21 protein-coding genes are annotated in these 21,986 nt (G+C 55.2%); 11 read left to right on the top strand and 10 right to left on the bottom strand.

Annotated features, from left to right (window positions below; translation table 11 throughout):
• Positions 1 to 35: 35 nt before the first annotated feature.
• Complete coding sequence (locus BN8_RS14795) at positions 36 to 1,976, bottom strand: KUP/HAK/KT family potassium transporter (RefSeq protein ID WP_009282713.1); 1,941 nt, start codon at positions 1,974 to 1,976, stop codon at positions 36 to 38.
• Positions 1,977 to 2,191: 215 nt separating this feature from the next.
• Between BN8_RS14795 and BN8_RS14790 the strand changes: the two genes are divergently transcribed.
• The 6 genes from BN8_RS14790 (at position 2,192) to BN8_RS14765 (ending at position 9,397) form a co-directional block, all read left to right on the top strand.
• Entirely contained in the window at positions 2,192 to 2,926 is a 735-nt protein-coding gene (locus tag BN8_RS14790) for a DUF2064 domain-containing protein (protein WP_009282712.1), read from the top strand.
• A gap of 103 nt (positions 2,927 to 3,029) precedes the next feature.
• Positions 3,030 to 6,095 (top strand): TonB-dependent receptor plug domain-containing protein, encoded by a 3,066-nt coding sequence (locus BN8_RS14785; protein ID WP_009282711.1) that lies wholly within the window; start codon positions 3,030 to 3,032, stop codon positions 6,093 to 6,095.
• A gap of 39 nt (positions 6,096 to 6,134) precedes the next feature.
• Complete coding sequence (locus tag BN8_RS14780; protein ID WP_040005829.1) at positions 6,135 to 6,341, top strand: hypothetical protein; 207 nt, start codon at positions 6,135 to 6,137, stop codon at positions 6,339 to 6,341.
• A 147-nt stretch (positions 6,342 to 6,488) separates the two neighbouring features.
• A complete protein-coding gene (locus tag BN8_RS14775; protein ID WP_144051667.1) occupies positions 6,489 to 7,706 on the top strand; it encodes an ABC transporter substrate-binding protein in 1,218 nt (405 codons plus the stop codon).
• Between the two features lie 13 nt (positions 7,707 to 7,719).
• Positions 7,720 to 8,562 carry an ABC transporter permease subunit gene (locus tag BN8_RS14770; RefSeq protein WP_009282708.1) on the top strand — a complete coding sequence of 281 codons (843 nt, stop codon included), beginning with the start codon at positions 7,720 to 7,722 and terminating at the stop codon, positions 8,560 to 8,562.
• A complete protein-coding gene (locus tag BN8_RS14765) occupies positions 8,552 to 9,397 on the top strand; it encodes an ABC transporter permease (protein WP_009282707.1) in 846 nt (281 codons plus the stop codon). The genes BN8_RS14770 and BN8_RS14765 overlap by 11 nt, the downstream gene beginning before the upstream one ends.
• Before the next feature lie 45 nt (positions 9,398 to 9,442).
• Here BN8_RS14765 and BN8_RS14760 read toward each other — a convergent pair whose 3' ends face one another.
• The 3 genes from BN8_RS14760 to BN8_RS14750 form a co-directional block, all read right to left on the bottom strand.
• Complete coding sequence (locus BN8_RS14760) at positions 9,443 to 9,832, bottom strand: hypothetical protein (protein ID WP_009282706.1); 390 nt, start codon at positions 9,830 to 9,832, stop codon at positions 9,443 to 9,445.
• Positions 9,833 to 9,999: 167 nt separating this feature from the next.
• Positions 10,000 to 10,527 (bottom strand): hypothetical protein, encoded by a 528-nt coding sequence (locus tag BN8_RS14755; protein ID WP_009282705.1) that lies wholly within the window; start codon positions 10,525 to 10,527, stop codon positions 10,000 to 10,002.
• 33 nt (positions 10,528 to 10,560) lie between these two features.
• Positions 10,561 to 10,914 carry a PadR family transcriptional regulator gene (locus BN8_RS14750; protein WP_009282704.1) on the bottom strand — a complete coding sequence of 118 codons (354 nt, stop codon included), beginning with the start codon at positions 10,912 to 10,914 and terminating at the stop codon, positions 10,561 to 10,563.
• Between the two features lie 203 nt (positions 10,915 to 11,117).
• Between BN8_RS14750 and BN8_RS14745 the strand changes: the two genes are divergently transcribed.
• The 4 genes from BN8_RS14745 to BN8_RS14730 all read left to right on the top strand — a co-directional run bounded on the left by BN8_RS14745 (position 11,118) and on the right by BN8_RS14730 (position 14,310).
• On the top strand, positions 11,118 to 11,759 hold the full coding sequence (locus BN8_RS14745; RefSeq protein WP_009282703.1) for a hypothetical protein: 642 nt from the start codon (positions 11,118 to 11,120) through the stop codon (positions 11,757 to 11,759).
• Positions 11,760 to 11,840: 81 nt separating this feature from the next.
• Positions 11,841 to 12,494, top strand: coding sequence for a hypothetical protein (locus tag BN8_RS14740; protein WP_009282702.1), 654 nt, complete (start codon positions 11,841 to 11,843; stop codon positions 12,492 to 12,494).
• 65 nt (positions 12,495 to 12,559) lie between these two features.
• Complete coding sequence (locus BN8_RS14735) at positions 12,560 to 13,303, top strand: ABC transporter ATP-binding protein (RefSeq protein ID WP_009282701.1); 744 nt, start codon at positions 12,560 to 12,562, stop codon at positions 13,301 to 13,303.
• 50 nt (positions 13,304 to 13,353) lie between these two features.
• A complete protein-coding gene (locus tag BN8_RS14730; RefSeq protein WP_009282700.1) occupies positions 13,354 to 14,310 on the top strand; it encodes a radical SAM protein in 957 nt (318 codons plus the stop codon).
• A gap of 73 nt (positions 14,311 to 14,383) precedes the next feature.
• Here the strand turns inward: BN8_RS14730 and BN8_RS14725 are convergent, their stop codons facing one another.
• The 5 genes from BN8_RS14725 to BN8_RS14705 form a co-directional block, all read right to left on the bottom strand.
• Positions 14,384 to 15,187, bottom strand: a complete 804-nt coding sequence (locus BN8_RS14725) for a metallophosphoesterase family protein (protein WP_009282699.1) — start codon at positions 15,185 to 15,187, stop codon at positions 14,384 to 14,386.
• The gene (gene arsB / locus BN8_RS14720; protein WP_040005828.1) at positions 15,184 to 16,254 is read right to left on the bottom strand and encodes an ACR3 family arsenite efflux transporter; all 1,071 of its coding nucleotides are present in this window, start codon (positions 16,252 to 16,254) and stop codon (positions 15,184 to 15,186) included. Before arsB ends, BN8_RS14725 begins: the two co-directional genes overlap by 4 nt.
• Positions 16,255 to 16,303: 49 nt before the next feature.
• Entirely contained in the window at positions 16,304 to 17,182 is an 879-nt protein-coding gene (locus tag BN8_RS14715; protein ID WP_009282697.1) for an arsenite methyltransferase, read from the bottom strand.
• 46 nt (positions 17,183 to 17,228) lie between these two features.
• Entirely contained in the window at positions 17,229 to 17,555 is a 327-nt protein-coding gene (locus BN8_RS14710; RefSeq protein WP_009282696.1) for an ArsR/SmtB family transcription factor, read from the bottom strand.
• A 637-nt stretch (positions 17,556 to 18,192) separates the two neighbouring features.
• On the bottom strand, positions 18,193 to 19,716 hold the full coding sequence (locus tag BN8_RS14705) for a TROVE domain-containing protein (RefSeq protein WP_009282695.1): 1,524 nt from the start codon (positions 19,714 to 19,716) through the stop codon (positions 18,193 to 18,195).
• A gap of 112 nt (positions 19,717 to 19,828) precedes the next feature.
• On the opposite strand from BN8_RS14705, the gene BN8_RS14700 reads away from it, so the two are divergent.
• Entirely contained in the window at positions 19,829 to 20,872 is a 1,044-nt protein-coding gene (locus tag BN8_RS14700; RefSeq protein WP_009282694.1) for a helix-turn-helix transcriptional regulator, read from the top strand.
• On the opposite strand, the gene BN8_RS14695 is transcribed toward BN8_RS14700, so the two are convergent.
• Positions 20,873 to 21,637 carry a sulfite exporter TauE/SafE family protein gene (locus tag BN8_RS14695; RefSeq protein ID WP_009282693.1) on the bottom strand — a complete coding sequence of 255 codons (765 nt, stop codon included), beginning with the start codon at positions 21,635 to 21,637 and terminating at the stop codon, positions 20,873 to 20,875. It lies immediately after the preceding gene.
• Positions 21,638 to 21,986 lie beyond the last annotated feature (349 nt).

Raw genomic sequence — 21,986 nt, 5'->3', positions numbered from 1 at the left:
CGCTCATTCACTCATTCGCTCTTTCACTCATTAATTTAACTCGTTATTCGTTTCAGTTTGACGTTTTCCACCGGGCGGATGACCAGCGGCACTTTTTCCACTTTGACGGAACTGCTGTCCAGCCCGAACCAGCGATCTTCGGACGTAGTGAAACTCTTGAAGAAGAAATAGAGGTTCATGATCAGCCGCTCGCGGACGGGCAGATCATTTTCAAACGACAGGAATTTTTCGAGTACCACAAACCGGAAATCGCCGATGACGTTCTGGCGGCTCAGCGATTCGTAGCGGCTCGTGATGTCCACTTCCTTGTTCCGCACCATGTCTTCGATCACCTTTCGGAAAAACAGGTTGATCCGCTGCTCCACCCGGAAGCCCAGCCGGAAGGTTACCTTGTAGCAGTCGTCGGGGGCAATGGTGTTGACTTTATACTCCATCGTATACGGATCGTCGGTCGTATCGACGTGAACAAACCAGTAAATGTCGGCGCGTTTGGGGCGTTTCTGAAAAATAGAGTAGATAATCTTCGACTCGATCTCCGACTGCCGGGCCGCGTTGCTCATGAACACCAGATGCGTCGCGTATTTTGGAATACTGATGTCGCGGCTCAATTCTTTGATCGCCTGAATGTAGTGGTCGATGCGGACGTATTCTGTCAGGCGTAGTTTGATCTGGAAGGCCTGCAGCCAGATGAACATCACACCGGCAATGGCCGAGCCGATCAGCACAGATACCCAGCCGCCATGCGGGAATTTGATCAGGTTTGCGACCAGGAACGACCCTTCGATGGAGAGGTAAAGAACCAGAAACAGCAGCACACCCCACGCGCTGAATTTCTTAATGTACAGATAGTAGGACATCAGCAGCGTGGTCATCAGCATCGTCAGGGTAATGGCCAGACCGTAGGCGGCTTCCATATTCGACGATTCGCGGAAGTAGAGCACTACGCCTACGCAGCCGGCCCACAGCAGCAGGTTCACGCTCGGTACGTAGAGCTGACCTTTCTGAGCACTCGGATACCGTAGCCGCACTTTAGGCCAGAAATTGAGTCGGATGGCTTCGCTGATGAGCGTAAACGAACCACTGATGAGCGCCTGGCTGGCAATAACGGTAGCGGCCGTGGCAATGCCGATGCCAATCGTGAGAAACCACGAGGGCATGAGTTCGTAAAACGGAATGCGGTTATTCAGCGTTTGCCCTTCAATGGCCAGTAGCCACGCACCCTGGCCAAAATAGTTAAGCAGCAGACACGTTTTTACAAACACCCAACTGGTACGGATATTGGCCCGGCCGCAGTGGCCCATGTCCGAGTAGAGGGCTTCGGCCCCCGTTGTACACAGGAATACCGAACCGAGCAGCCAGAATCCACCGGGGTATTCTGACAATAACCAGTAGGCGTAATACGGGTTAAAAGCCTCCAGGACCGAGGGGGCCTGAACAATCTGGATCAGACCGAGCGTACCCAGCATGACAAACCAGACCAGCATAATAGGCCCGAACGCCGTGCCGACCACGCTTGTCCCGAACGCCTGAATGAGAAACAGTACCGTCAGGATGGCAATAACAATCGGGACGGTCGGAATATTGGGGTACAGCAGCTCCAGACCTTCAATAGCCGATGAGACCGAGATGGGGGGCGTAATGATGCCATCCGCCAGCAGGGCGGCTCCACCAACCATAGCCGGGAGTGTGAGCCAGCGGGCGTGTCGGCGGACCAAGGCGTACAGGGCAAAAATACCGCCTTCTCCCCGGTTGTCGGCCCGCAGAATCAGGATGACGTACTTGACGGATGTCTGGAGCGTCAGCGTCCAGAACACGCAGGAAAGAGCCCCCTTTACCAGATTAGCCTGGACTACATTGGTTCCCACAATAGCTCGGAGTGTGTAGAGCGGTGACGTACCAATGTCGCCGTAGATGATCCCCAGAGCAACCAGCAGGCCGGCGGCCGAAACGGTGTCTAAGTGTCGTTTGTCTTCCATAAATGAGGCTTCAGCCTACGTACTGTGCAGAGGGTAAAAACGCGGCAAAGATAGGCTATGTTTACTATTATTGACTGAGTGCGACAAGAAAGTTAATCTGCCTGGGTCCGTTCGGAGCCGCGGGAAATCCATGAACTAGCTTCGTGCGTAGATTTTATTGGTAATGTGCTATCGGAAGTGAAGTCGAACCTGTACATTGCGTCGGTTTTAACGTTATGGCTGCCAATTATTCCCGTACTGCTGTTCTTCTGTTTACGCTCTCCGCGCGTGCTGAAACGATCCGTAAAGCATCGGTAACGACGCGGTTGGGTAGGCGACGTCAGCGGAGAGGGCAACAACTGTGGGATAACCTTCAGCAACTGGCCGTGGCTAAAATACAGGCAGCCGGTCTGCCTTGTCTGCGATCAGCCACTCTTCTTGCCCCGCCCGAACAGACGTTGCCTTTTGGCCGGCAACTTCGCCTGGCCGCAACAGCCGCCCTGCAGCAGGGATACGATCGGATCATCGTCATCGGAAACGACTGCCCCAGCCTTCACGTCGCTGATTTGCGGGCTGCTGCCGATACGCTGGCTGCGGGTGGCCTGCCGCTTGGCTTCGATCAGCGGGGGGGCGTTTTCCTGTTCGGTCTCGACCATCGTTTCCTGACCGCCGATCATGCCGATTCGTTCGAGCAACTGCCCTGGCAGACGGCCGGACTGGGGGCGGCCCTGCACACTCTGCTGCAGGAATCGTTTGGCAGAACCAGGGCATTGGCAACATTACGGGCCGACTGGAACGAGGCCACCGACGTACGAACCGGTAGCTGGCTGGCCGGTGCGTTTGCGTGGCTGACCGGTCGTATTGGCACCCTGTTGGATTGGGTTATCGCCGACGTTTATTTCATTGTTTCTTCTTCACTTCACTTCTCCAGTTGCAGCCGCAGTTTGCGCGCTCCTCCCGCTCTTGGCTGATAGCCGTTCCATGTCTGCTGAGCTCGCCGGTAACTACAACACCGGTTCGAATTGCTTTACCCCTTTAGAACGTCAATTTGCTGCGTGAGCAGCCGTTTCATCGATGAAAAAACTATTCTTGTTTTGCTGGCTCATGCTGAGCCTGACTTATCACGCGTTTGCCCAGACGACCGATCTGCTTGTGACTGTCCGCGAACTCACCCGGCAGCAGGCCGTAACTGGTCAGACGGTGTACCTTGAAAACCCGGCGATTGGTCTGAACCAGTCGGCGCAGACCGATGCCAATGGAAAAGTGCTGTTCCGGGCTTTGTCGCTAAACGGGGTGTATCGCGTGTACACGAAAGAAAATGATACGTACCTGGAAAGTGAAGCCGCAGGTATTGTGCTGCGGGCAAACTTCCGCCGGTCGGTGACGCTGCTGCTGCCGGCCAAACGGGAAGTCTCACTGTCGGAAGTTCAGGTTCGGAGTACGAGTGCGTCGCGGATCAATACCGTCAACGCTGAAGTGGCTTCCGAAATCGACATCCGGAAAGTGGAAGAACTGCCGGTTGAGGGCCGCGACATCACCCGGGTGCTCTACCGTCTGCCCAACGTCAGTCAGGCAACGGGCTTCTTTCCGGAAGCTCCGAACGTCAGTATCAACGGAGCCAACGGCCTGTACAACAACTACCTGATCGACGGAATGGACAATAATGAGCGGTTTCTGGGTGGTCAGAAGTTTGCCGTTCCGGTGGGCTTTACGCGCAACGTAACCGTACTGACCAACAACTATTCGGTGGAGTTTGGAAATACCGGCAACGGAATTATCAACATCACCAGCAAATCGGGGAGTAACGAAACCACCGGTGAGGTATTTTTCCTGACCCGACCTGGTGCGGTGATCGATGCCCAGACCAGCTATCCGCTGCGTGATCTATCCGGCAATCAGGTGAAAGACGGCTTCCAGCGCTACCAGGGCGGTTTTGGGGTAGGCGGTGCCCTCGTTAAAAACAAAACGTTCTACTACCTGAACGTAGAGCATACGACCGACATCAAGGACAATCTGCTCACGGCCCCGCTGCTCGGCATCAACGAGACCATCCGTGGCACAAACCGCTTTACCTACATCTCGGGGAAGATCGACCAGTTCTGGAACGATCGCTTTAAGTCATCGCTACGGGTCAACGTTGGGCAGGTGGCCATCGGTCGGCAGGCCGGTGGGCTCTCCGGCGGCATCACGTTCCCGTCGGGGGCCAATGCGCAGGATCGTAATTCGCTGCTGATTGCGTCGAGGAATACGTATGCGACGGATCGGTTCGCGTCGGAAACGAACGTGCAGTACAGCCGCTTCCGCTGGAACTACGCCCGGGCCGAAAACCCCGACAGCCCCGACGTAACGGTGCTTGACCCAACCGGGCAGGGCGTTGCCTACCTGGGTCATCCGGGCTACCTGTTCGATTCGCACGAAAGTACCGTTCAGGTACAGCAGAAATTCTCGTTTTACCGCGGCAATCATACGTTCCGGGCCGGGGCTGAACTCATTTCAGCAAACCATGAACTCTTCGGCGGGGGCAATCCAAACGGAAGCTATACGGTGCAGCTAACGGCGGCTCAACTGGCTGCACTTCGCGAACGGAACATCGGCACAAATCTCAGCCCGACTGATATTCCGGCCGATGCCCGGGTGCTGAGCTATGCCGTGGAACTACGTCCGGCTGCGTATGGTACCACTCAGAACATTGTCAGTCTGTATGCCGAGGATCAGTGGACGGTTAGCCCGCAGTTGAACGTAACGCTCGGGCTGCGCTACGACTACGACAACCTGTCGAAAGGAGGGGCGGCTCAGGGCGATTTTAACAACATTGCTCCCCGGGGTAGCTTCAATTACAAACTGACCGGCCGCTCGGCCTTGCGGGGTGGGGTAGGGCTCTTCTACGATAAGATCCTGTACTCAATCTACAGCGACGCCCTCCAGCAGAACAACACCGGGGCCGACTTCCGGCGCCAGATTCAGTACTTTGTGGAGCGGGGGATTCTGCCCGCGAACACCAACATCGACCGGGTTACGTTCGATGGTAATCTGACCGTTGGGGGCGCTACCAGCAATACGGGGCAACCCATTCGGTACCTTCAGGGCCCACCGGCTTCCTCGTATGCCGGGCAGCGGAACCTGTTCAGTGGCGAACGCCGGATTCTGAACCCCAATGGCTACCAGAACCCGTACACCCTCCAGACGACGCTCGGCTACCAGTATCAGGTGAATGACAATGTGCTGTTCTACGCCGATGCCGTCTACAACGAATCGTACAACCTGTTCCGCACCCGCAACCTGAACGCACCGGCCCCGTGGGACTACAGCCTGAGTGCGCAGCGGAACATCGCCCGGTCGACCGACTGGGCCAACTCGACCCGACCGCTACCGATCTCGAACGGCTCGGCCGTCATCGACGGACGGACGCTGACCGGCGTGGCGCAGAGCCTGGTGATGACCGAAACGGCGGGCCGCTCGCGATACATGGCCCTGAGTGTGAACCTGCAAAAGGACAAGGGAGCTAGCAACTATGCCTATCGGCTGATCTACACGCTGTCGCGGTTGTACAACGACACCGAGGATATTAACTTCCGGGCTATGGATGCCAACAACTTCGCGGCCGAATGGGGACCGTCCGTCAACGACCGGCGGCACATCATCAACGGGATCGTGAACTATTACGTGGGGCGTTGGCTGACCTTAACAGCCGCGGCCCTGGTGCAGAGCGGTCAGCCGATTAACCGGGTGCCCGATGGAACACGATACGTTGTTGTGGACCAGAACCTACAGCCAGTGCTGGTTAATGGCCAGCAGATCACGACCAACGATCTGAACGGCGACGGCGGGGCATTTGGTGATGCGTATGTGGGTAACAGCGATCGGCAGCCCGGCGAGAGCCGCAATAATGACCGCCTGCCCTGGTCTAAAGTGGTGGATGTCAGTGCTCAATTTGCCGTTCCGCTGACTAGTCAACTTAATCGACGGATTGAAATCCGGGCGGATGTTTTTAACGTATTTAATACGAATAACCTGAGTGGTTATTCCAACAATGCCACGCAGAGTAATCAAATTCAGATTGGCCCCCGGGGCAGCGGCATTGTCCAGCGAAATGCCGCTCCACCCCGTCAGTTTCAGTTTGGGGTGCGCTATCTGTTTTGACGTAACCGTGGGATTGAACAGTGTGTTGAGTAGTTGGGGATGAACGGGATTCGTCAGGAAGAGAAGCAATTTCTACCCAACCCGTCCATCTTCACTACCAAGTTTGTTTTAATTAGGTGTGTTCTGGCAGACGGCTTGTTCTTTGAGCGGGCCGTCTCTTTTTTGATCTGTTCCGGGCAACAGGGGCTGATTCCCGGTATTGGTGAATATCTGGTTGAAGCCGGTCAGACGTACCGTCAGACCTGAGGGGTCGGATGACTCGGTCTGACGGTACGTCTGACCGCTGGAAAGCTCGTGTCTGGTTAAAGCCGGTCGACGGTACGTCTGACCGCTAAACGAATACGATTATTAAAAACAAAAAGGCTTTATTTTAGCCACTTACGAATGTTTACCATGAACCTCGTTAGAGTCATACTTTTTCTTTCGCTACTCTGCACGGCCTGTTCCACAAATGAACAGCGCGATCCGGCCACTGTTCTGAACCAATCGTGGGACCAGATTGACGAGCGGGGGCGGAACCAGCCCGTAGTACTGCTGATGTGGCTGGGCGATCCGTACATCAATGACTACATGAACAAGTACGTGAAGCCGACTGTGAAAGAACGATTCGGTATCGATCTCCAGATTTCGGGCGGGCAGGGGGCACAGATTGTGCAGACACTCGTGGCCGAACGGGAGGCCGGCCAACCCAGCCAGATCGATATGGTGTGGATTAACGGGGAAACCTTCTACCAGCTCCGGCAGATCGATGGCCTGCTCGGACCCGTAACCGACAGGATGCCGAACGCCCGCTACGTTGATTTCAGCAATCCGTTCATTGGAGTTGACTTTCAGCAGCCGGTCAATGGCATGGAGGTGCCCTGGGGCAACGTACAACTGGCGTTCATCTATGATTCGCAGAGGATCAGCCAGCCGCCCCGTTCGTTTGCCGAGTTACCGGCCTACATAAAGGCGCACCCCGGCCAGTTCACCATCCCGAATGAATTTACGGGGATGACCGTTCTAAAATCATGGATGATTGCGTTGTCTGGTGATCCGAAACTATTTCAGGGTAAATTCCGTGAGGACGTCTACGAAAAGTGGTCGGGGGAGGTATTTCGGCAGATCAACGAGCTGAAACCATACTTTTGGAAACGGGGTGAAACCTTTCCGGAGCAACTCTCAACCCTGCACCAGTTGTTTGCCAACGGCGAAGTCGCCTTTACGTTCTCGAACAACGATGCCGAGGTCGACAATAAGGTAAATCTGGGCTTTTTCCCAAAAACGGCCCGGGCGTACGTACCGGCACCCGGTACCATCCAGAACACGCACTACATGGGTATTATTCGTACCGGTCAGCATCCGGAAGCGGCTATGGTAGTCGCGAATTTCCTGATGTCGCCCGAAGCGCAGCTCAAAAAAATGGACCCAAACGTCTGGGGTGATCATACCGTGCTGGCCATCAACAAACTACCGGCTGACTACCAGACGAAGTTCAATAACCTGCCCACGCGCCGGTACGCACCCAAACGGGACCTCATTCAGGGACTGGCGTTTCAGGAGCCTGCGCCGGAATATATGGTTCGGCTATACAAAGATTTCCGGACAAAGGTGATCGAAAACAACAAATAATAGGACCGATACGGTGAAACAGCGATCACTTCTGCTCTGGCTATACGCCCTGCTGGTGGTGGGTTTGCCACTGGCCGGGTTGTTCAATGCGTTTTTGTACAGTGTTGGGTTGGTGGGGCCGTTATCGGTGGGTTTTACCCCCCGGTACTGGCAGCAGCTACCTGGCGAAACCTCATTGCTGACATCGCTGGGATTCAGCCTGTACGTAGCGGTAGTGTCGGTGGGACTGGCGGTGATACTTGCTCTGGTTCTGGTTCTGAGATACCAGACCACATTACGCCATTGGCCGTTCCCGACCTTGCTGTACGTGCCTCTCCTGTTTCCGTCGCTGGTGATGGCCTTTTATCTGTTTCAGTTGCTGGGTGGATCGGGCTGGCTGGCGCGGATGGCCTACCAACTGCACCTGATTCAATCGCCGGCTGGTTTCCCGGAGCTGATTCAGGATGGAGCGGGCCTGGGTATTCTGCTGGCGCAGGTAGGGCTGGCATTTCCGTTTTTTACCCTGCTGTTTCAGTCCCTCTACGCTGACGCCCGGCTGGATGAGCTGCGAAACCTGACCCGAACACTGGGAGCGTCGAGTTGGCAGTTCAACCGGCGGGTGGCTGCGCCCATTCTCCTTCGCCGGGCCGCCCCAACGCTGGTTCTGTACGGCGTGGCGGTGCTGGGGGCTTACGACATTCCCCTGCTGCTGGGCCGGAATTACCCGCAGATGCTGTCGCTGTACATCACCACAAAGCTGCAGCGTTTCGACCTGACGGAACTGCCCATGGGCTATCTGGTCGGGTTTCTGGTCACCCTGGTATTGATGGCTGTTATTTACGCAACAACCCGCTGGACCCAACGTCATGCCCTCTAATCAGTCGACACTTGACGAAGTCGTCCGGGCAAATCCGGATACCAAATCGCGGGCCGGTCTGCCAGGTTCCATGCCGCGTAGCGGATTGGCTTGGGGCCTGTTGCTGTTGTTCAGTCTGCCGTTCGTGCTGCTGCTACTGTTGGCGCTGGGTCAGTACTGGCGCTTTCCCGACGTACTGCCGCCGACCTACGCCCTCGATGCGCTGACCCGTGTGTTGTCGGCGGATAGTGCGCTGGCTTCCGGGTTGCTGCTGAGCCTGCTGATTGCTACGGTCGTGGCGATTGTTTCGACGGCAGGGGGCTTTGTGGTGGCCCGCGCCATAGCCGGTGCCACTCGGCCCGACCGCTGGGTAACGCTGAGCTATCTGCCGTATGCTTTGCCGCCCGTACTGCTGGCGGTGTTGATCCAGCCGTATTTCATCCGGCTGCACCTGTCGGGCTCGCTGGTCGGGGTGGTGCTTGGCCTGCTGTTGATTACGATACCGTTTGCCGCGCTGTTTTTTCGGAGTTTCTGGGGAGAACAGGCAAGGCAGTATGAGCAGCTAAGCCGGACGCTCGGCTGTACGCAGGTGCAGGCATTTCGGCGGGTACTGCTGCCCCTCGCCCGGCCGCTGCTCATTACGTGCCTGTTTCAGACGTTCCTGATCGCCTGGTTTGATTTTGGGCTGACTAATTACCTGAGTGTTGGAAAAGTACAGACGCTGACGGTGCAGGTGTTCATTTATGTGGGAGAGGCTAACAGCCGGCTTGCAGCCGTGGCGTCGCTGCTGTTGCTAATACCCCCCGTCCTGCTGTTGTGGCTCAACCGGAAGGCCATTGTCCGGCGGGTTGTCTAACGCAAAACCCCAGCCACACGAACGCGACTGGGGTTTTGCATTGGTTTATCCACGACGACCGTAGATGCCGCCCCGGTCGTACCGACGGCCCTGCTGGAAGGCAAACAGCTTTTGCCGCTGAGCCGGTGTCAGTACCGCGAGCATGGCCTGCTGTTTCTCCCGCTGGAGTCGCTGGAACGCTTGTGGATTCCGGCGCTCACGGGCTGTCAGGCCACGGCGGTCGTAGTCGTTCTCAATCTTTCTCAGTTGTTTTTCCTGCCGGTTGGTCAGCCCAACAATGTTATCCAACTGATCAATTCGGTAGGCTTCGTACGCATCGTCAGCCCTCGGATTCGTCTGGGCCGGAGTGGGGTACCGGTTATAGCCGGGTTGGGCAACGGCGCAGCCAGCGGTCAGAACGGTAAGGGTGGCGAGGAACATGAGTGACTTTTTCATGGTTTCTGAGTTTTTGTTGTTTGTCGGTTAGAAGCCGATTGACTCCCGCCGTTTAACAACCTTCTCCCTCAGATCGACCAATGGGGCCTTTTGCTAGATGAAGCGCCAGTAAATTACCGATGAATCCGTCGCTTCCCCGTTCCTGCCAACCCGGGCAGTTCTGGCCACTATTCCCGGATCATGTATTTCTGCCGGACGCTCTGCAAATACCAGTTGCCACCCCCGTAGGCCGTGGTGCAAAGGCCGACGATCCACATCACGCCCCAGCGGCTGGCGTAGGACCAGTTTCCTTTGCTGACGCCACCCATCAGGCCCATCAACATCAGAAATAAGCCGAGGGTCAGGAACAGCGCATTCCGCATCACTTTGGGGTACATCTGCCGCAAATCGTAGGCACCATAGGCCTTGTTTCGGTTTTCGAACACAATGTCGTCGAGGGTGTCGACCCGGAGCTGGTTGTCCGACTGGGTCGTCAGTTCCTGGTAATACGTCTTGTTCAACTGGCTGACGGTTTGTCGGTCAGTATTGTGCTGGACGTGCTCCAGGGCTTTTTCGAAGGGCAGGCCGAGCCATACGTAGTATTCCACTTCGCAGGCCAGATGATCGAGGAGTTCGTCGAGCAGAAAAGGGTCGGAGCCGTTCAGGAGGAGGTGATTACGAAGAATATCTACCTGGTGCTGCGTAAGGGTTTGCATAAACGTAGGGGATAAAAGTTGAGTATCTGGCTGTTAGTGACCTACGGTCAGTTTCGGCTGCGGTTTCAGCAGACTGCGCATGGCTTCGACGAATCGCTCAAATTCCGACACTTTCCGCTCGGCCGTTTCGGTACCTTGCGGAGTGAGCGAATAATATTTACGCAGTCGGCCGTCTACTTCTTCCGACTCCGTGAGGAGCATGCCTTCCTGTTCGAGTTTATGCAGCACCGGATACAGAGCGCCGAATGTCAGGGCGATCTGTCCCTGCGTCCGTTCTTTAACCGATTGCGTAATTTCGTAACCGTACATGCGTCCCCGCTCAGCAAGCATCTTCAGGACAATCGTCTTGAGGGTGCCGCGTAAAAATTCATTGCTGGATGATTCCATAGGTAATAGTCGTTCACTAATTTACTTACGTATGGTAAATATATGTAAGGATCTGATATATCCAAAGAAAGTCAGGTATTAATTTTTTAACGAACCTGATCATCGGGTGCCAGGTTTTCTGGGTGAGGTTATTCGGATATTGTCGGGAAATCAATCGGAATCTGCCAGAATTTCGTAAATCGCTGTATGTAGCCAACAATTCAATGCCATTCGTTATGGTAAACGCCCTGCTTATTTCGAACAACATCGCCGGTCTGGACGAGTATTACGTATCGAACGAACTGGTGCAGTATACCGTCTGTCGGATCACGAAAGACTTTGACCCTGACCTGACACCCTACGATCTGCTGGTTGTTCCCAACGGTTCCGACCACGTGGCCATGCTGAAGATCAAAGACAAAGTGCGGGCGTTTCTGGATGCAGGCAAAGCCCTGATCTGCTCCGACGGCTGGTTTACGGACTGGGTGCCGGGAAATCAGTGGGTCATGGACAACAGCAAACGAACCATCGACATCCGGTACCATCTGAAAACCGATCGCTATGGCCTGTTCAGCGATGTAGACCTCAATGAACTAACGTTTTCGCACGGGATGAGCGGCTGGTGGGCCTGCGGCTATATTCGGGCGGCCGATGGCGCTGATGTGGTGGTAGAAGACACCTGGCAGCGACCCATTATTGTGCTGGACGAGGTCAGCACGAACGGGATCATGCTCCTGACGGCGAGCGGTCCGTTAGCCGACGTTACGTTCAGTGGCGATAGGGAAGATGCTCTGGTTAAACTGTACCGTAATTTCCTGAGACGGGTTCAGGTAAAAAGCAGGGCAATACCGGTAAACGCTGATTGAGTAGATTGTCGCTGGTAGTCGGTAAACCGTTGAGTTCAATATATTTAGTCAGTGTTCCCTGTGTTCTAAAAACTGTTAAGCATGCAATCAATCGGTCTTGTATTCAACGGCGTGTGGTCGCATTACGCCATGGCAACTGCCCCCAAATACCGCGACATCTATAAACTCATTTACGTCTATGACCTCGACAACGAGGCCGTAGCGGGGCTGGATGCGCTGGTTATTCCGTTCCAGTCGAATCAACAGGAACTGGCGGCCCGAAAAGAGGTGATCTATACTTTCCTGAAGCAAGGCAAAAAAGTATTTGTGGAAGGCGACAGCACTGCCGACTGGCTGGATGCGCAGTGGGAAGACCGGCCGGTCAATAACTATTGGTGGGTCGAAAACCCGAACAATCCGCCGGTATCGGAAACGAACTACGACCACCCGATTTATCAGGGACTGACACCCCGGCAGGCCTGTTGGCACACGCATGGCGTTTACACCCGCATTCCGGCGCATGCTGAGATGATCCAGGCAAACCCACAGGGCGACATCATTTCCTGGCAAACGCACCACTACGGCGGTACGTTGTTTGCCACAACGCTCGACCCCATTGTAGAACACGGCGTTCAGCAGATTACCCACCTCGATAATTATGTCGACCGGCTGACCGAGTGGCTGTCCGGCGTCAAACCAACCCCCGGCCGTATGACTATCGAGTCAGGCGTGTATGGGGAGGGGGCGCTTATATGAACGTAAATTGCCGCCGATTGCGCCTGCGAAACCAACGTAATCGGCGGCAATAGTTTGTCACACTCATGCTTCAAGTCACGCAGCTCGCTAAACGTTTCGGATCGGCTACCATCCTGAATAATCTTTCGTTTGACCTCCCGGCCGGGCAAATTCTGGCCGTGCTGGGCCGGTCGGGTTGCGGTAAAACTACGTTGCTCAAGATACTGGCGGGGCTGGAAACACCCGACTCGGGTGATGTTCGGATGGACGGGCAAAGCATGCTGTACGTACCGCCCGAACGTCGGCAGATTGTGTATCTGTATCAGGAGCCGCTGCTGTTTCCGCACCTCAACGTGTTCGAGAACGTAGCCTTTGGTCTGCGTATCCGCAAGGTCGATAAGGCTACTGTAACGCAGCGCGTCAACGACTTGCTGGCCGAGCTGGGTTTGAGCGACCAGGCGGAGAAGCAGCCGGGGCAGTTGTCGGGTGGGCAGCGGCAGCGGGTTTCGTTTGGTCGGGCGCTCATCATCCAGCCGCGACTGCTGCTCCTGGACGAACCATTCGGGAACCTCGACGCGCAGACCCGGGCATCGATGCAGGAACTGTTCGGTCGGGTGGCCCGCCAGCACCAGATGACAGCCCTGTTCGTTACCCACGACAGCCGCGAGGCTCTGACGATCGGTACGTCATTCGGCTACCTCGACCGGGGTGTGCTCACTACGTTTGCGTCTGTCAGTGAGTTTATTGCCGATCCCAGAACGGGTGTCCGCGAGGAACTGGCCTTCTGGGAAGCTGTGCAAGGACACCGGACGCTGGATGTCGGACGTTAGCGTATCGATCACATCCAATTACCAACGTCCAGTAGCCAAAATCAACCCTCATGTTCCGCGATTACAACCACATTGAATCTGTTTACTGGGTGTTTACGCAGCTTTGCAACGACCAATGTGCGCACTGCTATAATCTGTCTGGTCCGAAAGGGGAGCGGATCAGTGAAGCTGACTGTATGGCCATTATCAACAATCTGCCGGACCGTATCGACCGACTGATTCTGTCGGGAGGGGAACCGCTGGCCGATCGGAAGCTTCTCTACACTATCCTTGATCGGCTGGCCGACCGGTACGCTGATTTACCGGCTGAACAGCGTCCACAGCTTATGCTGCAAACCAATGGTGATCTGCTGACGGGTGAAATCCTGGACACCCTGATTGAAAAAGGCATTACGCGCTTCGACATCGCCAGCATTGATCGGTTTCATAAGCAGGCCGGAGCGCGGCTGATGGACCTGGCCGACCTGTTTGCGTCGAGGGGCGTCAACGGCGACGAAAAAGACCCACTGATCGAAAAAGATAACTACCTCCAACAGCACTGCCTGACCTGGGGGTACTGGGGCGCTACCGACGACATGTGGCTGGGCGGCAACTGGGCGAGGGGCCGGGCCTACCAGACCGGCCTCTGGAAGCGTGACCCTGATCACAATTTCTGCGCGATTCTGTCGGGAGCAGTCGGTTTCTTGAGTGGTGGAGATAGCATCCCGCAGGAAATATCCATTCAGCTCTGGCGGATTAATCCCTGCTGCCCCGGCACCAAAGACCCGCTCGGCGACGCCCGGACCGAAACGGTGGCCGACGTACTCCGGCGGGTTGCAGAATTACCCGTGTTTCAATCTCTCGATAAGGGCGATCCGTACCGGATGGGGGAGAGCGTTGGCGTATCGGAAGAGTACGCCCGCAAGCGGTGTGGCGAACTGGGTAACGTCTGCCTGTGGTGCGATGAGTTCTTGACGGAACACTACGACATGAAGTCCCTGAAAGCAGCGGAGCCACTGACTCTGTAACAAATTTTGTTACGTATGGCTAAATTAATACCGAGTTGAATAAGTTCTGAGCCATTTTCGGCACCGGTCGTCATCATCGGCCCCGTCGGAGCATATCCGCGTACGGATCCGGCAGCTCACTTTCTTCGACACCTCTGGCCGCCCGTTCGATGTCGTAGTCGACCCGAATGGGTTCCACCGAAATGCCTTCAACCCCGCCCGGCTGGGCCATTTTGTCGATGGTCAGCAGCAGGTAGCACGCCCGTGGGTCGCCGTCTTTAGGCTTGCCTACCGAGCCAATGTTAATAGCATGGCGGAAGTAAGTTTGCTGGTCTTCCGGCTCAGCACTCACTACCTTGTGGAACGGCTTGTGGGTATGGCCAAAGCAAAGGATGTCGGCATTGGCGCCTTCCAGCACCCGACCAAGGCTGCGGTCGCCCCGGTCCTCGAACAGGTATTCGTTCACGCGCCGGGGACTGCCGTGAACCAGCAGTAAACTCAGAGGCTTCTGCTGCTGCCAAAGCTTTTCCGGGTTGTTTTCCAACTCAAATTCCACCCGGATGTGGGTGGGCAGGGTGCGCAGGTAAGCCCGTTCGGCTTCACCCACCGCCCCGTTGGTGTAGGCAATTGACACCTTTCCCATCGCTTTTTCGTCTTCTTCGCGGTAGGCACAGCCACAGTCGTCGCTGGCCCGGCCAATACCGTAGTCGTAGTTACCGGCAATCGTCGGAATACCCCGCTGGCGGATTGTGTTGATCACTTCATTCGGCCATACGTTGTAGCCGACCAGGTCGCCGAGGCAATATACAGCGTCGGGCTGGCGGCTGTCAATGTCAGCTAAGACGGCTTCCAGGGCCGGTAGATTGGCGTGAATGTCGGAAAAGAGGGCAATTGTCATGAGGTAGTAGTTTTGAATTTGTTACGTTGGCGGAGGGCGACGTTGACCAGCAGAATCAGCACGGGGACTTCAATCAGCGGACCGATGACGGCTGCGAACGCTACGCCGGAATTGATACCGAACACCGCAATGGCTACGGCAATGCCCAGCTCGAAGTTGTTACCAGCCGCCGTGAACGCAAGCGACGTGCTTTTGGCGTAATCGGCCCCGGCGCGTTTGGCCAGGGAAAAGGCCATGAAGAACATCGAAACGAAGTAGATTACCAGCGGTACGGCAATGCGGAGTACATCCAGCGGAATCTGGACAATGAGTTGCCCTTTCAGGCTGAACATCAACACAATGGTAAACAGCAGGGCAACGAGCGTAATGGGGCTGATGGTGGGCAGGAACGTCTTTTCATACCAGGTTTGCCCTTTCCAGCGCGTCAGGCCCCAGCGGGAGAGCATCCCGGCAATGAACGGAATACCCAGGTAGATGAACACACTCTGAGCAATCTGCCCAATGCTTACGTTTACATCAATACCCCGCAGACCGAACAGGGGCGGAAGCAGCGTGACGAATACGTAAGCATAAATGGAATAGAACAAAACCTGAAAGATGCTGTTGAAGGCGACCAGACCCGCTACGTAGTCGCGGTCGCCCAAGGCTAGGTCGTTCCAGACGATAACCATAGCGATGCAGCGGGCCACCCCGATCATAACCAGACCGGTCATGTAATCGGGCTTGTCGGGCAGGAACAGAATGGCCAGCAAAAACATTAGCACCGGGCCAATCAGCCAGTTCTGAACCAGCGATAGGCCAAGGATCTTTGTGTTTCGAAACACCTGAGGCAAACGATCATAGCGCACCTTGGCCAGTGGCGGGTACATCATCAGAATCAGGCCCAGGGCCAGCGGAACGTTAGTTGTACCCGACTGGTAGGCGTTCAGCGACTGCTCAATCTGCGGAAACAGGTTACCCAGCAGCACGCCGATGGCCATGGCCAGAAAGATCCAGAGCGTCAGGAATCGATCCAGAAAGGTTAATCGTGGGGGCTTGGCAACCCCGGTCAGGGTTCGGGTATTCATACGTAGTTGGTTCATAAGCTGTTGCCTATCAAGCGCAGCAGGTAGGCCCTCAGCAAACCTCGTTCTCGTCGGCCAGCGAAGCGGTTGGTTTCTGAGCAAACACCGTGATGCTGTAGATACCCCGATCTGCCTGCTGGTAGGTGGCCAGCTCATCGGTAGTCAGGTAGTTCTTCAGCAAGTCGGTTGGTAAGTTGATTTCCTTTTTCTTCTGGATCTGTACGTTGGTGAAGCCGGTTCCGGTAACAATATCGAGGTACGCGCTTTCCTGAATAGCTCCCGATACGCAGCCCGCGTAGAGTTCGGCGTCGCGCTGCAAACCCTCTGGCAGCTCGCCCACCAGCACGATGTCCGAGATGCTGAAGTGGCCACCGGGTTTGAGGATGCGGTACGTTTCGGCAAAGGCCCGTTCTTTGTCCGGCACCAGATTCATGACGCAATTGCTGACCACCACATCGGCGAGGTTGTCGGCCAGGGGCATCTCTTCGATGTCGCCATAGACAAACTCGACGTTCGTGTAGCCGAGGGCTTTGGCGTTTTTGCGGGCGCGGTCGATCATGGCCGGGGTCATGTCGAGGCCAATCACGCGACCCGTTTCGCCGGTTTCGGCGCGGGCCACGAAGCAGTCGTTGCCAGCCCCGGAGCCGAGGTCAACCACCGTATTGCCGGGTTTGATCTGGGCGAACTGGGTAGGCAGCCCGCACCCCAGGCCCAAATCAGCACCGGCTACGTAACCGTTCAGATCAGTGTATTCATCCGCCATTAGGATCGTGTAATCGCTGCCTGCTGCAGCCGGTCCCGAACTGGACGGTCCGCAGCATGAAGTTGGCCCGCAGCCACAATCGACCGCAACCCCTTTCGAGCTGTCGGCCTCGGCAATGTCGCTGTACTTCTGCCGTACGATTTCTTTGAGTTGTTCTCCAGTAGACATAAGGAATTGGTTTATTGTAATATTACGATGATTGCAAGCAAAAAAATTAACAGCACTCGTTCACGGTAAATGAAGCCAGCAGATCGCCAAACACCGTTTTCACTTCGTCCCAGACAGGTTCGTTGATGCAGTAGCAGACCCGTGGCGGCTGAATGTTGCCTTTGATGATGCCAATGCGGCTCAGTTCCTTTAAGTGCTGCGATACGGTGGCCTGCGACAAAGGCAGTTCATCGACCAGGTCGCCACAGATGCAGGTTTTGGTGGCCACCAGATATTGCAGAATGGCTACCCGCGCCGGGTGGGCGAACGCTTTGGCAAGTTCGGCAATCCGGTTTTGCTCAACCGTAAATACTTCAGTCTTCGTCACTCCCATGCGACAAAGGTAATGGTTAATTTATTTATCGCAATATTGCGATGAAAATTTATGAAAATAAAAACACTACAACCGGGCAAAAAGCGAATAAGGTACGTTTTGGTGCTCTACCCACTGAGCTACTCTGGATCATCCCGGGATGTTTCCAAAGGCCGGGCTCGAACCGGCGTCCGCCTGATTAACAGTCGAAGTAACCCTATTCTACGGCACCGGTTACGGTGTTTATTGTAAGCAAGGCAACAGGCGTACAGCGTTTGAGATGTTGTTGAGCTATCCCGACTGCTCGGGAGCGAGAATCGAACTCGCAGCCTTCCCCAAAGGGATGCTCTTCCGAAGTAACGCAATACTACGGCACTTGCTAAGAACAATGCAGTGTAACAGGCGAACAGAGAACAAACCGGAATTCGAACCCCAACTCCCCCTGCCGGTTTCAACCAATCGAACGAAGCGGTCCACCGTAGCGCGAACTCTGCTCAACTGCACCTACAAACAATTAAAAACAGGAGTAACAGGCGGGGCGGGTCTGGGGCACCGCATTCCGGATTTGCACCGGATAGTCTCATCCTACGTTAAGAATCACACTATTCTTCCCCAATGGTGAGCGAAGTAACCCGCCCCTACGACATCCTGTTAGTTGTCAGAGCGCGATTTCGTTAATCAGGCTCAGCGTCGTTTGCCCTTCTTCGAGGGCTTGCAATACGTCAAATATTTTGTCTGACCAACCCGCGATCAGATAAACGTCGTTGTTCTCTGCTCGCAATGGTGCTTGTCCATAGCCGGCTAAGTCAAACAGATATAATTTCGCATTGGGCGCAATCTGCTTGTACTTTGTCCACTTGGCAGCCAGGGTATTCGTAGCTACCTGGTTCCTGGTTGCGCTGTCCCACATCTGGCAGTCGGTAAAAAACATCACCTTGTCGGCTACGTATCGGCGCTTGATCAGGTCGTCGAGCACGAGGTAGCCGTTGGTTGAATAACCAACCTCACCCTGGCGCTGGTAGAACTCGCTCACATTGGTCAGTACGTGTTTCGTCGGCAGGCTGATCGTTTTCCACTTGTCGCCGAACATACCGCTCAGCACATGCCTGCATCTCGATTGCAGCAACATACCAAGGAGTAAACCAATGTCGTAGAGCATCACTTTACTTTTCGGTGAAACTACCTGCTGCATCGATCCTGATACGTCGCAGGCTACAACCACACGGGTATCGGCTCCAAAACCGCGCAGATTAGCCGTGCTGGCATAGACTGCGTCTTCCAGTGCCTCCAGCACCATCGGAACGTGCCCTAGTTTCAACAGCGTCAGTTCGCGGTAGGCCGCCAGGAATCGAAACGGCAACTGCCTGGCATTTCGGACGGCTTTTTCGTTGGCCAGCAGCGCGCATACTTTTTCGACATGAACCGCGCTGATGCCAGCTTCCAATAGGTTACGAAGGTTCCGCAAGGTAGCCATGTAGCCCATTTTGCCGCTGTCGATCAACGCTTCCCATTTCGCCCGGACGGCAGCCTCTTTTTCCGAGTCGGTTGCAAACTTGGTTTGCCCCAATGCACTCAACTCGGTTTCCCAGGTGTATGGTGTTGCCAGCGAACCGCTGACAAGCTTGTTGAAAACGGCTTGTTGGGTTTCGTCTTTTGCTTTTGGATGGACGAGAAATAACGCATCGCGGAGCTTCACGGCCGTGTCGCGGTTATACTTGGCGAACTGGTACTCGTCAAACTTGTTGAAGGCTGTTGCCAGGCCTTTCTGCACCTGTTTCGAAACGCGGTTCAGCTTTTTCGTGCCGGTGCGCTCGTTGGTCAATTGGTAATAGGCCAGCAGCTCCGTGATTTCGTCCGGGCGTTGTACGACCCGGCCGATGGCGTTACCGACCAGCTTATTACCGTTGTGAACCTTGGCCAGTTCGCCGACGAGCATAACCGGAGCTGTGCGCAAATACATTTTTTTACGAACGTACACTGCCAGCTTAGCCACAAACGCCGGATTGACCTGACCGATCAACTCCCTGATGCGAATTAGTCGGCTATCTGTCTTTTCGTAGTGGCTGTCATTCAACATAGTCGTAACGACAGCCGCGTAAAGCTCCATCTCAGGAGTCAACGTGAAGGCTTGAGCGCCCTCATAGTTTACCGTTTTGTTCTGGTTGCGGATGTTGAATTTCATGGTCTTTGGCGTTTGTGTCAACCTTGACGATACAAAGGTTTAGCCCTCCTGCGCAGCCTTTTTGCGCAGTTGAAAAATTTTCAAGATTTTTCTAAAAAATTTTGCGCCCTCCATGCCCGCCAACCGCAACGCCCTGATTCGTTACCGTGCCATTGATACTTGCCTGACAAACCGGTACCGGAAATGGACGCTCGATGATCTGATCGAAAAAGTGTCGGAAGCCCTCTACGAATACGAGGGGATTGTGAAAGGCATCAGTCGCCGAACGATCCAGGCCGACATTCAGATGATGCGCAGCGATAAGCTGGGGTACAATGCGCCCATCGTGGTGATTGGCAAAAAGTATTACGCCTACGAAGATCCCGGCTACAGCATCACGCAGATCCCACTGACGGGGCAGGACCTCGGCCGGATGAGCGCGGCCGTTGAGGTATTAAGGCAATTCAAAGGCTTCTCGCATTTTGAGCAACTGAACGAAGTAGTGCAGAAACTCGAAGCGCACGTGTACTCGGCGGCCACGAACAACCAATCTGTCATTGATTTCGAGAAAAATGAGAACCTGAAAGGGTTAGTTTACCTCGACATGCTCTACCAGGCGGTCGTGCAGCAGAAGCCGGTGAAGATTATGTATCAAGCCTTTCAGGCTCGTAATCCTAGCCAATTCTGTTTCCAAATCTGGTGGCTGAAAGAGTATAAAAACCGCTGGTTCGCCGTGGGCGTTCGGGAAAAACAATTCGAGGTTGTCAATCTGGCGCTGGATCGCATGCAGGCTGTACAACTGGCCGACGAGGTGACGTATCGCCCTAATCCGGGCATCGATCCTGATGTGTTCTACCGGGATGTGATCGGGGTGACGGTTAGCACGACCATGCGGGCATGCCGGGTACTGATCTGGGTAGCGCTGGAACAGGCCCCCTATGTAGAGACCAAACCTTTACATGCGTCGCAGCAGGTTGTTGAACGACGTGACGATGGTGTTGTGATCGAACTGAAAGTCCAGTTGAACTTCGAACTGGAGCGCGAGGTGCTGGGCTTCGGGGATGGAATGGTGGTGCTGGCACCGGCCCGCCTTCGCCACCGGCTTGAACAGCGACTGGCTGCTGCTACCATGCGCTACGAAGCGAGTCAAGCCCTGACGGTGCCGGAAAACGAATAATTACGCACGCAGGAAGAAATACACCGTCAGGATCAGGCCGATGCTTACGATAATGATCCGCAGCCGCTGGGGTGATACCCGTTTGGCGTAAACGGCCCCGGCGTACCCACCCAGAATAGCCCCCCCGATCATAACCAGGGCCGACGGCCAGACGATCACATCGGCCACGATGAACGTAACGACCGAAATGCCGTTCACGACGACGGTCAGCAGGACTTTCAGGGCATTGGCATTGCGGACGTCGGTCATGCCCAGCAGACTGAACGTAGCCATCATCATGATGCCCATGCCCCCGCCGAAAAATCCGCCGTAAATGGACACCAGTAACAGAACCAGTGTCTGGAGCCAGCCGGGAGCCGGGCGTTCGGCGGTTTGTTGCTTCTCCAGCCGCGACTTGAACGCAAACAGCAGTGTGGCCGTAAGCAGCAGATACGGAAAAACCTCGCCCAGCGTGTCGGACGAAAGCCGAAGCAGAAGCAGGGAACCGGCCAGTCCGCCGAGCAGGCTGATCAGCAGATAGCTGGTGAGTCGGTTTCGGTAGGCTCCCCATTGCTGCCGCAGCGTGATAGCGCTCGAAACAGTACCGGGCCAGAGTGCTACGGTGCTGGTGGCGTTGGCCGACAGTAGCGATAAGCCCGAAAATGTCAGGGATGGAAACGTCAGGAAGGTACCGCCCCCGGCAACGGCGTTCATGGCACCCCCGCCCAGCGCGGCCAGAAATAACAGTCCGTAAGCGAATACGGACGACCAGTCAATCGATGTCATACTTAATACGCCTGCTGTGCTGTACCGGCAGGGCCACGTAAATGTCCCGTTAAATTTACCGTCCAGACCGGGCCGTGAACAGTTTTCTTACCAATGACGAGCCCAATACCCGTGCCGCCGAACGTCGTAGTAAGGAGCCGCCGAAAAATACCGAAAATTTCATCGCAGTGACATTGTAGACGCCAATGCTGTACGGCTGGCTACCCGGACGTAGCCAAAGTCATTATCACCTTATCTAATTGGCTCTGATTACTAACCCGGTTGGTATCGCATCATCTGATCAACCGAAACAACGGGCGTTGTGTTATGGTGCATCCTGATCAGTTAATAAGCCGGCGGTTCTGGTTTA

The organism is Fibrisoma limi BUZ 3 (assembly GCF_000296815.2).
Lineage (GTDB): Bacteria > Bacteroidota > Bacteroidia > Cytophagales > Spirosomataceae > Fibrisoma > Fibrisoma limi.
Note: the sequence above shows the minus strand (reverse complement) of the source record. Positions and strands in the feature narration are given on the sequence as shown.

Excerpts from the sequence above, each read along its gene's own strand:
- BN8_RS14750 (WP_009282704.1), bottom strand. The coding sequence starts at position 10,914 with ATGGAATCATCCAGCAATGAATTTTTACGCGGCACCCTCAAGACGATT.
- BN8_RS14740 (WP_009282702.1), top strand. The coding sequence starts at position 11,841 with ATGCAATCAATCGGTCTTGTATTCAACGGCGTGTGGTCGCATTACGCC.
- BN8_RS14715 (WP_009282697.1), bottom strand. The coding sequence starts at position 17,182 with ATGTCTACTGGAGAACAACTCAAAGAAATCGTACGGCAGAAGTACAGC.
- BN8_RS14730 (WP_009282700.1), top strand. The coding sequence starts at position 13,354 with ATGTTCCGCGATTACAACCACATTGAATCTGTTTACTGGGTGTTTACG.
- BN8_RS14735 (WP_009282701.1), top strand. The coding sequence starts at position 12,560 with ATGCTTCAAGTCACGCAGCTCGCTAAACGTTTCGGATCGGCTACCATC.
- arsB (WP_040005828.1), bottom strand. The coding sequence starts at position 16,254 with ATGAATACCCGAACCCTGACCGGGGTTGCCAAGCCCCCACGATTAACC.
- BN8_RS14775 (WP_144051667.1), top strand. The coding sequence starts at position 6,489 with ATGAACCTCGTTAGAGTCATACTTTTTCTTTCGCTACTCTGCACGGCC.
- BN8_RS14785 (WP_009282711.1), top strand. The coding sequence starts at position 3,030 with ATGAAAAAACTATTCTTGTTTTGCTGGCTCATGCTGAGCCTGACTTAT.
- BN8_RS14765 (WP_009282707.1), top strand. The coding sequence starts at position 8,552 with ATGCCCTCTAATCAGTCGACACTTGACGAAGTCGTCCGGGCAAATCCG.
- BN8_RS14760 (WP_009282706.1), bottom strand. The coding sequence starts at position 9,832 with ATGAAAAAGTCACTCATGTTCCTCGCCACCCTTACCGTTCTGACCGCT.
- BN8_RS14795 (WP_009282713.1), bottom strand. The coding sequence starts at position 1,976 with ATGGAAGACAAACGACACTTAGACACCGTTTCGGCCGCCGGCCTGCTG.
- BN8_RS14710 (WP_009282696.1), bottom strand. The coding sequence starts at position 17,555 with ATGGGAGTGACGAAGACTGAAGTATTTACGGTTGAGCAAAACCGGATT.
- BN8_RS14745 (WP_009282703.1), top strand. The coding sequence starts at position 11,118 with ATGCCATTCGTTATGGTAAACGCCCTGCTTATTTCGAACAACATCGCC.
- BN8_RS14700 (WP_009282694.1), top strand. The coding sequence starts at position 19,829 with ATGCCCGCCAACCGCAACGCCCTGATTCGTTACCGTGCCATTGATACT.
- BN8_RS14790 (WP_009282712.1), top strand. The coding sequence starts at position 2,192 with ATGGCTGCCAATTATTCCCGTACTGCTGTTCTTCTGTTTACGCTCTCC.
- BN8_RS14695 (WP_009282693.1), bottom strand. The coding sequence starts at position 21,637 with ATGACATCGATTGACTGGTCGTCCGTATTCGCTTACGGACTGTTATTT.
- BN8_RS14705 (WP_009282695.1), bottom strand. The coding sequence starts at position 19,716 with ATGAAATTCAACATCCGCAACCAGAACAAAACGGTAAACTATGAGGGC.
- BN8_RS14755 (WP_009282705.1), bottom strand. The coding sequence starts at position 10,527 with ATGCAAACCCTTACGCAGCACCAGGTAGATATTCTTCGTAATCACCTC.
- BN8_RS14725 (WP_009282699.1), bottom strand. The coding sequence starts at position 15,187 with ATGACAATTGCCCTCTTTTCCGACATTCACGCCAATCTACCGGCCCTG.
- BN8_RS14780 (WP_040005829.1), top strand. The coding sequence starts at position 6,135 with ATGAACGGGATTCGTCAGGAAGAGAAGCAATTTCTACCCAACCCGTCC.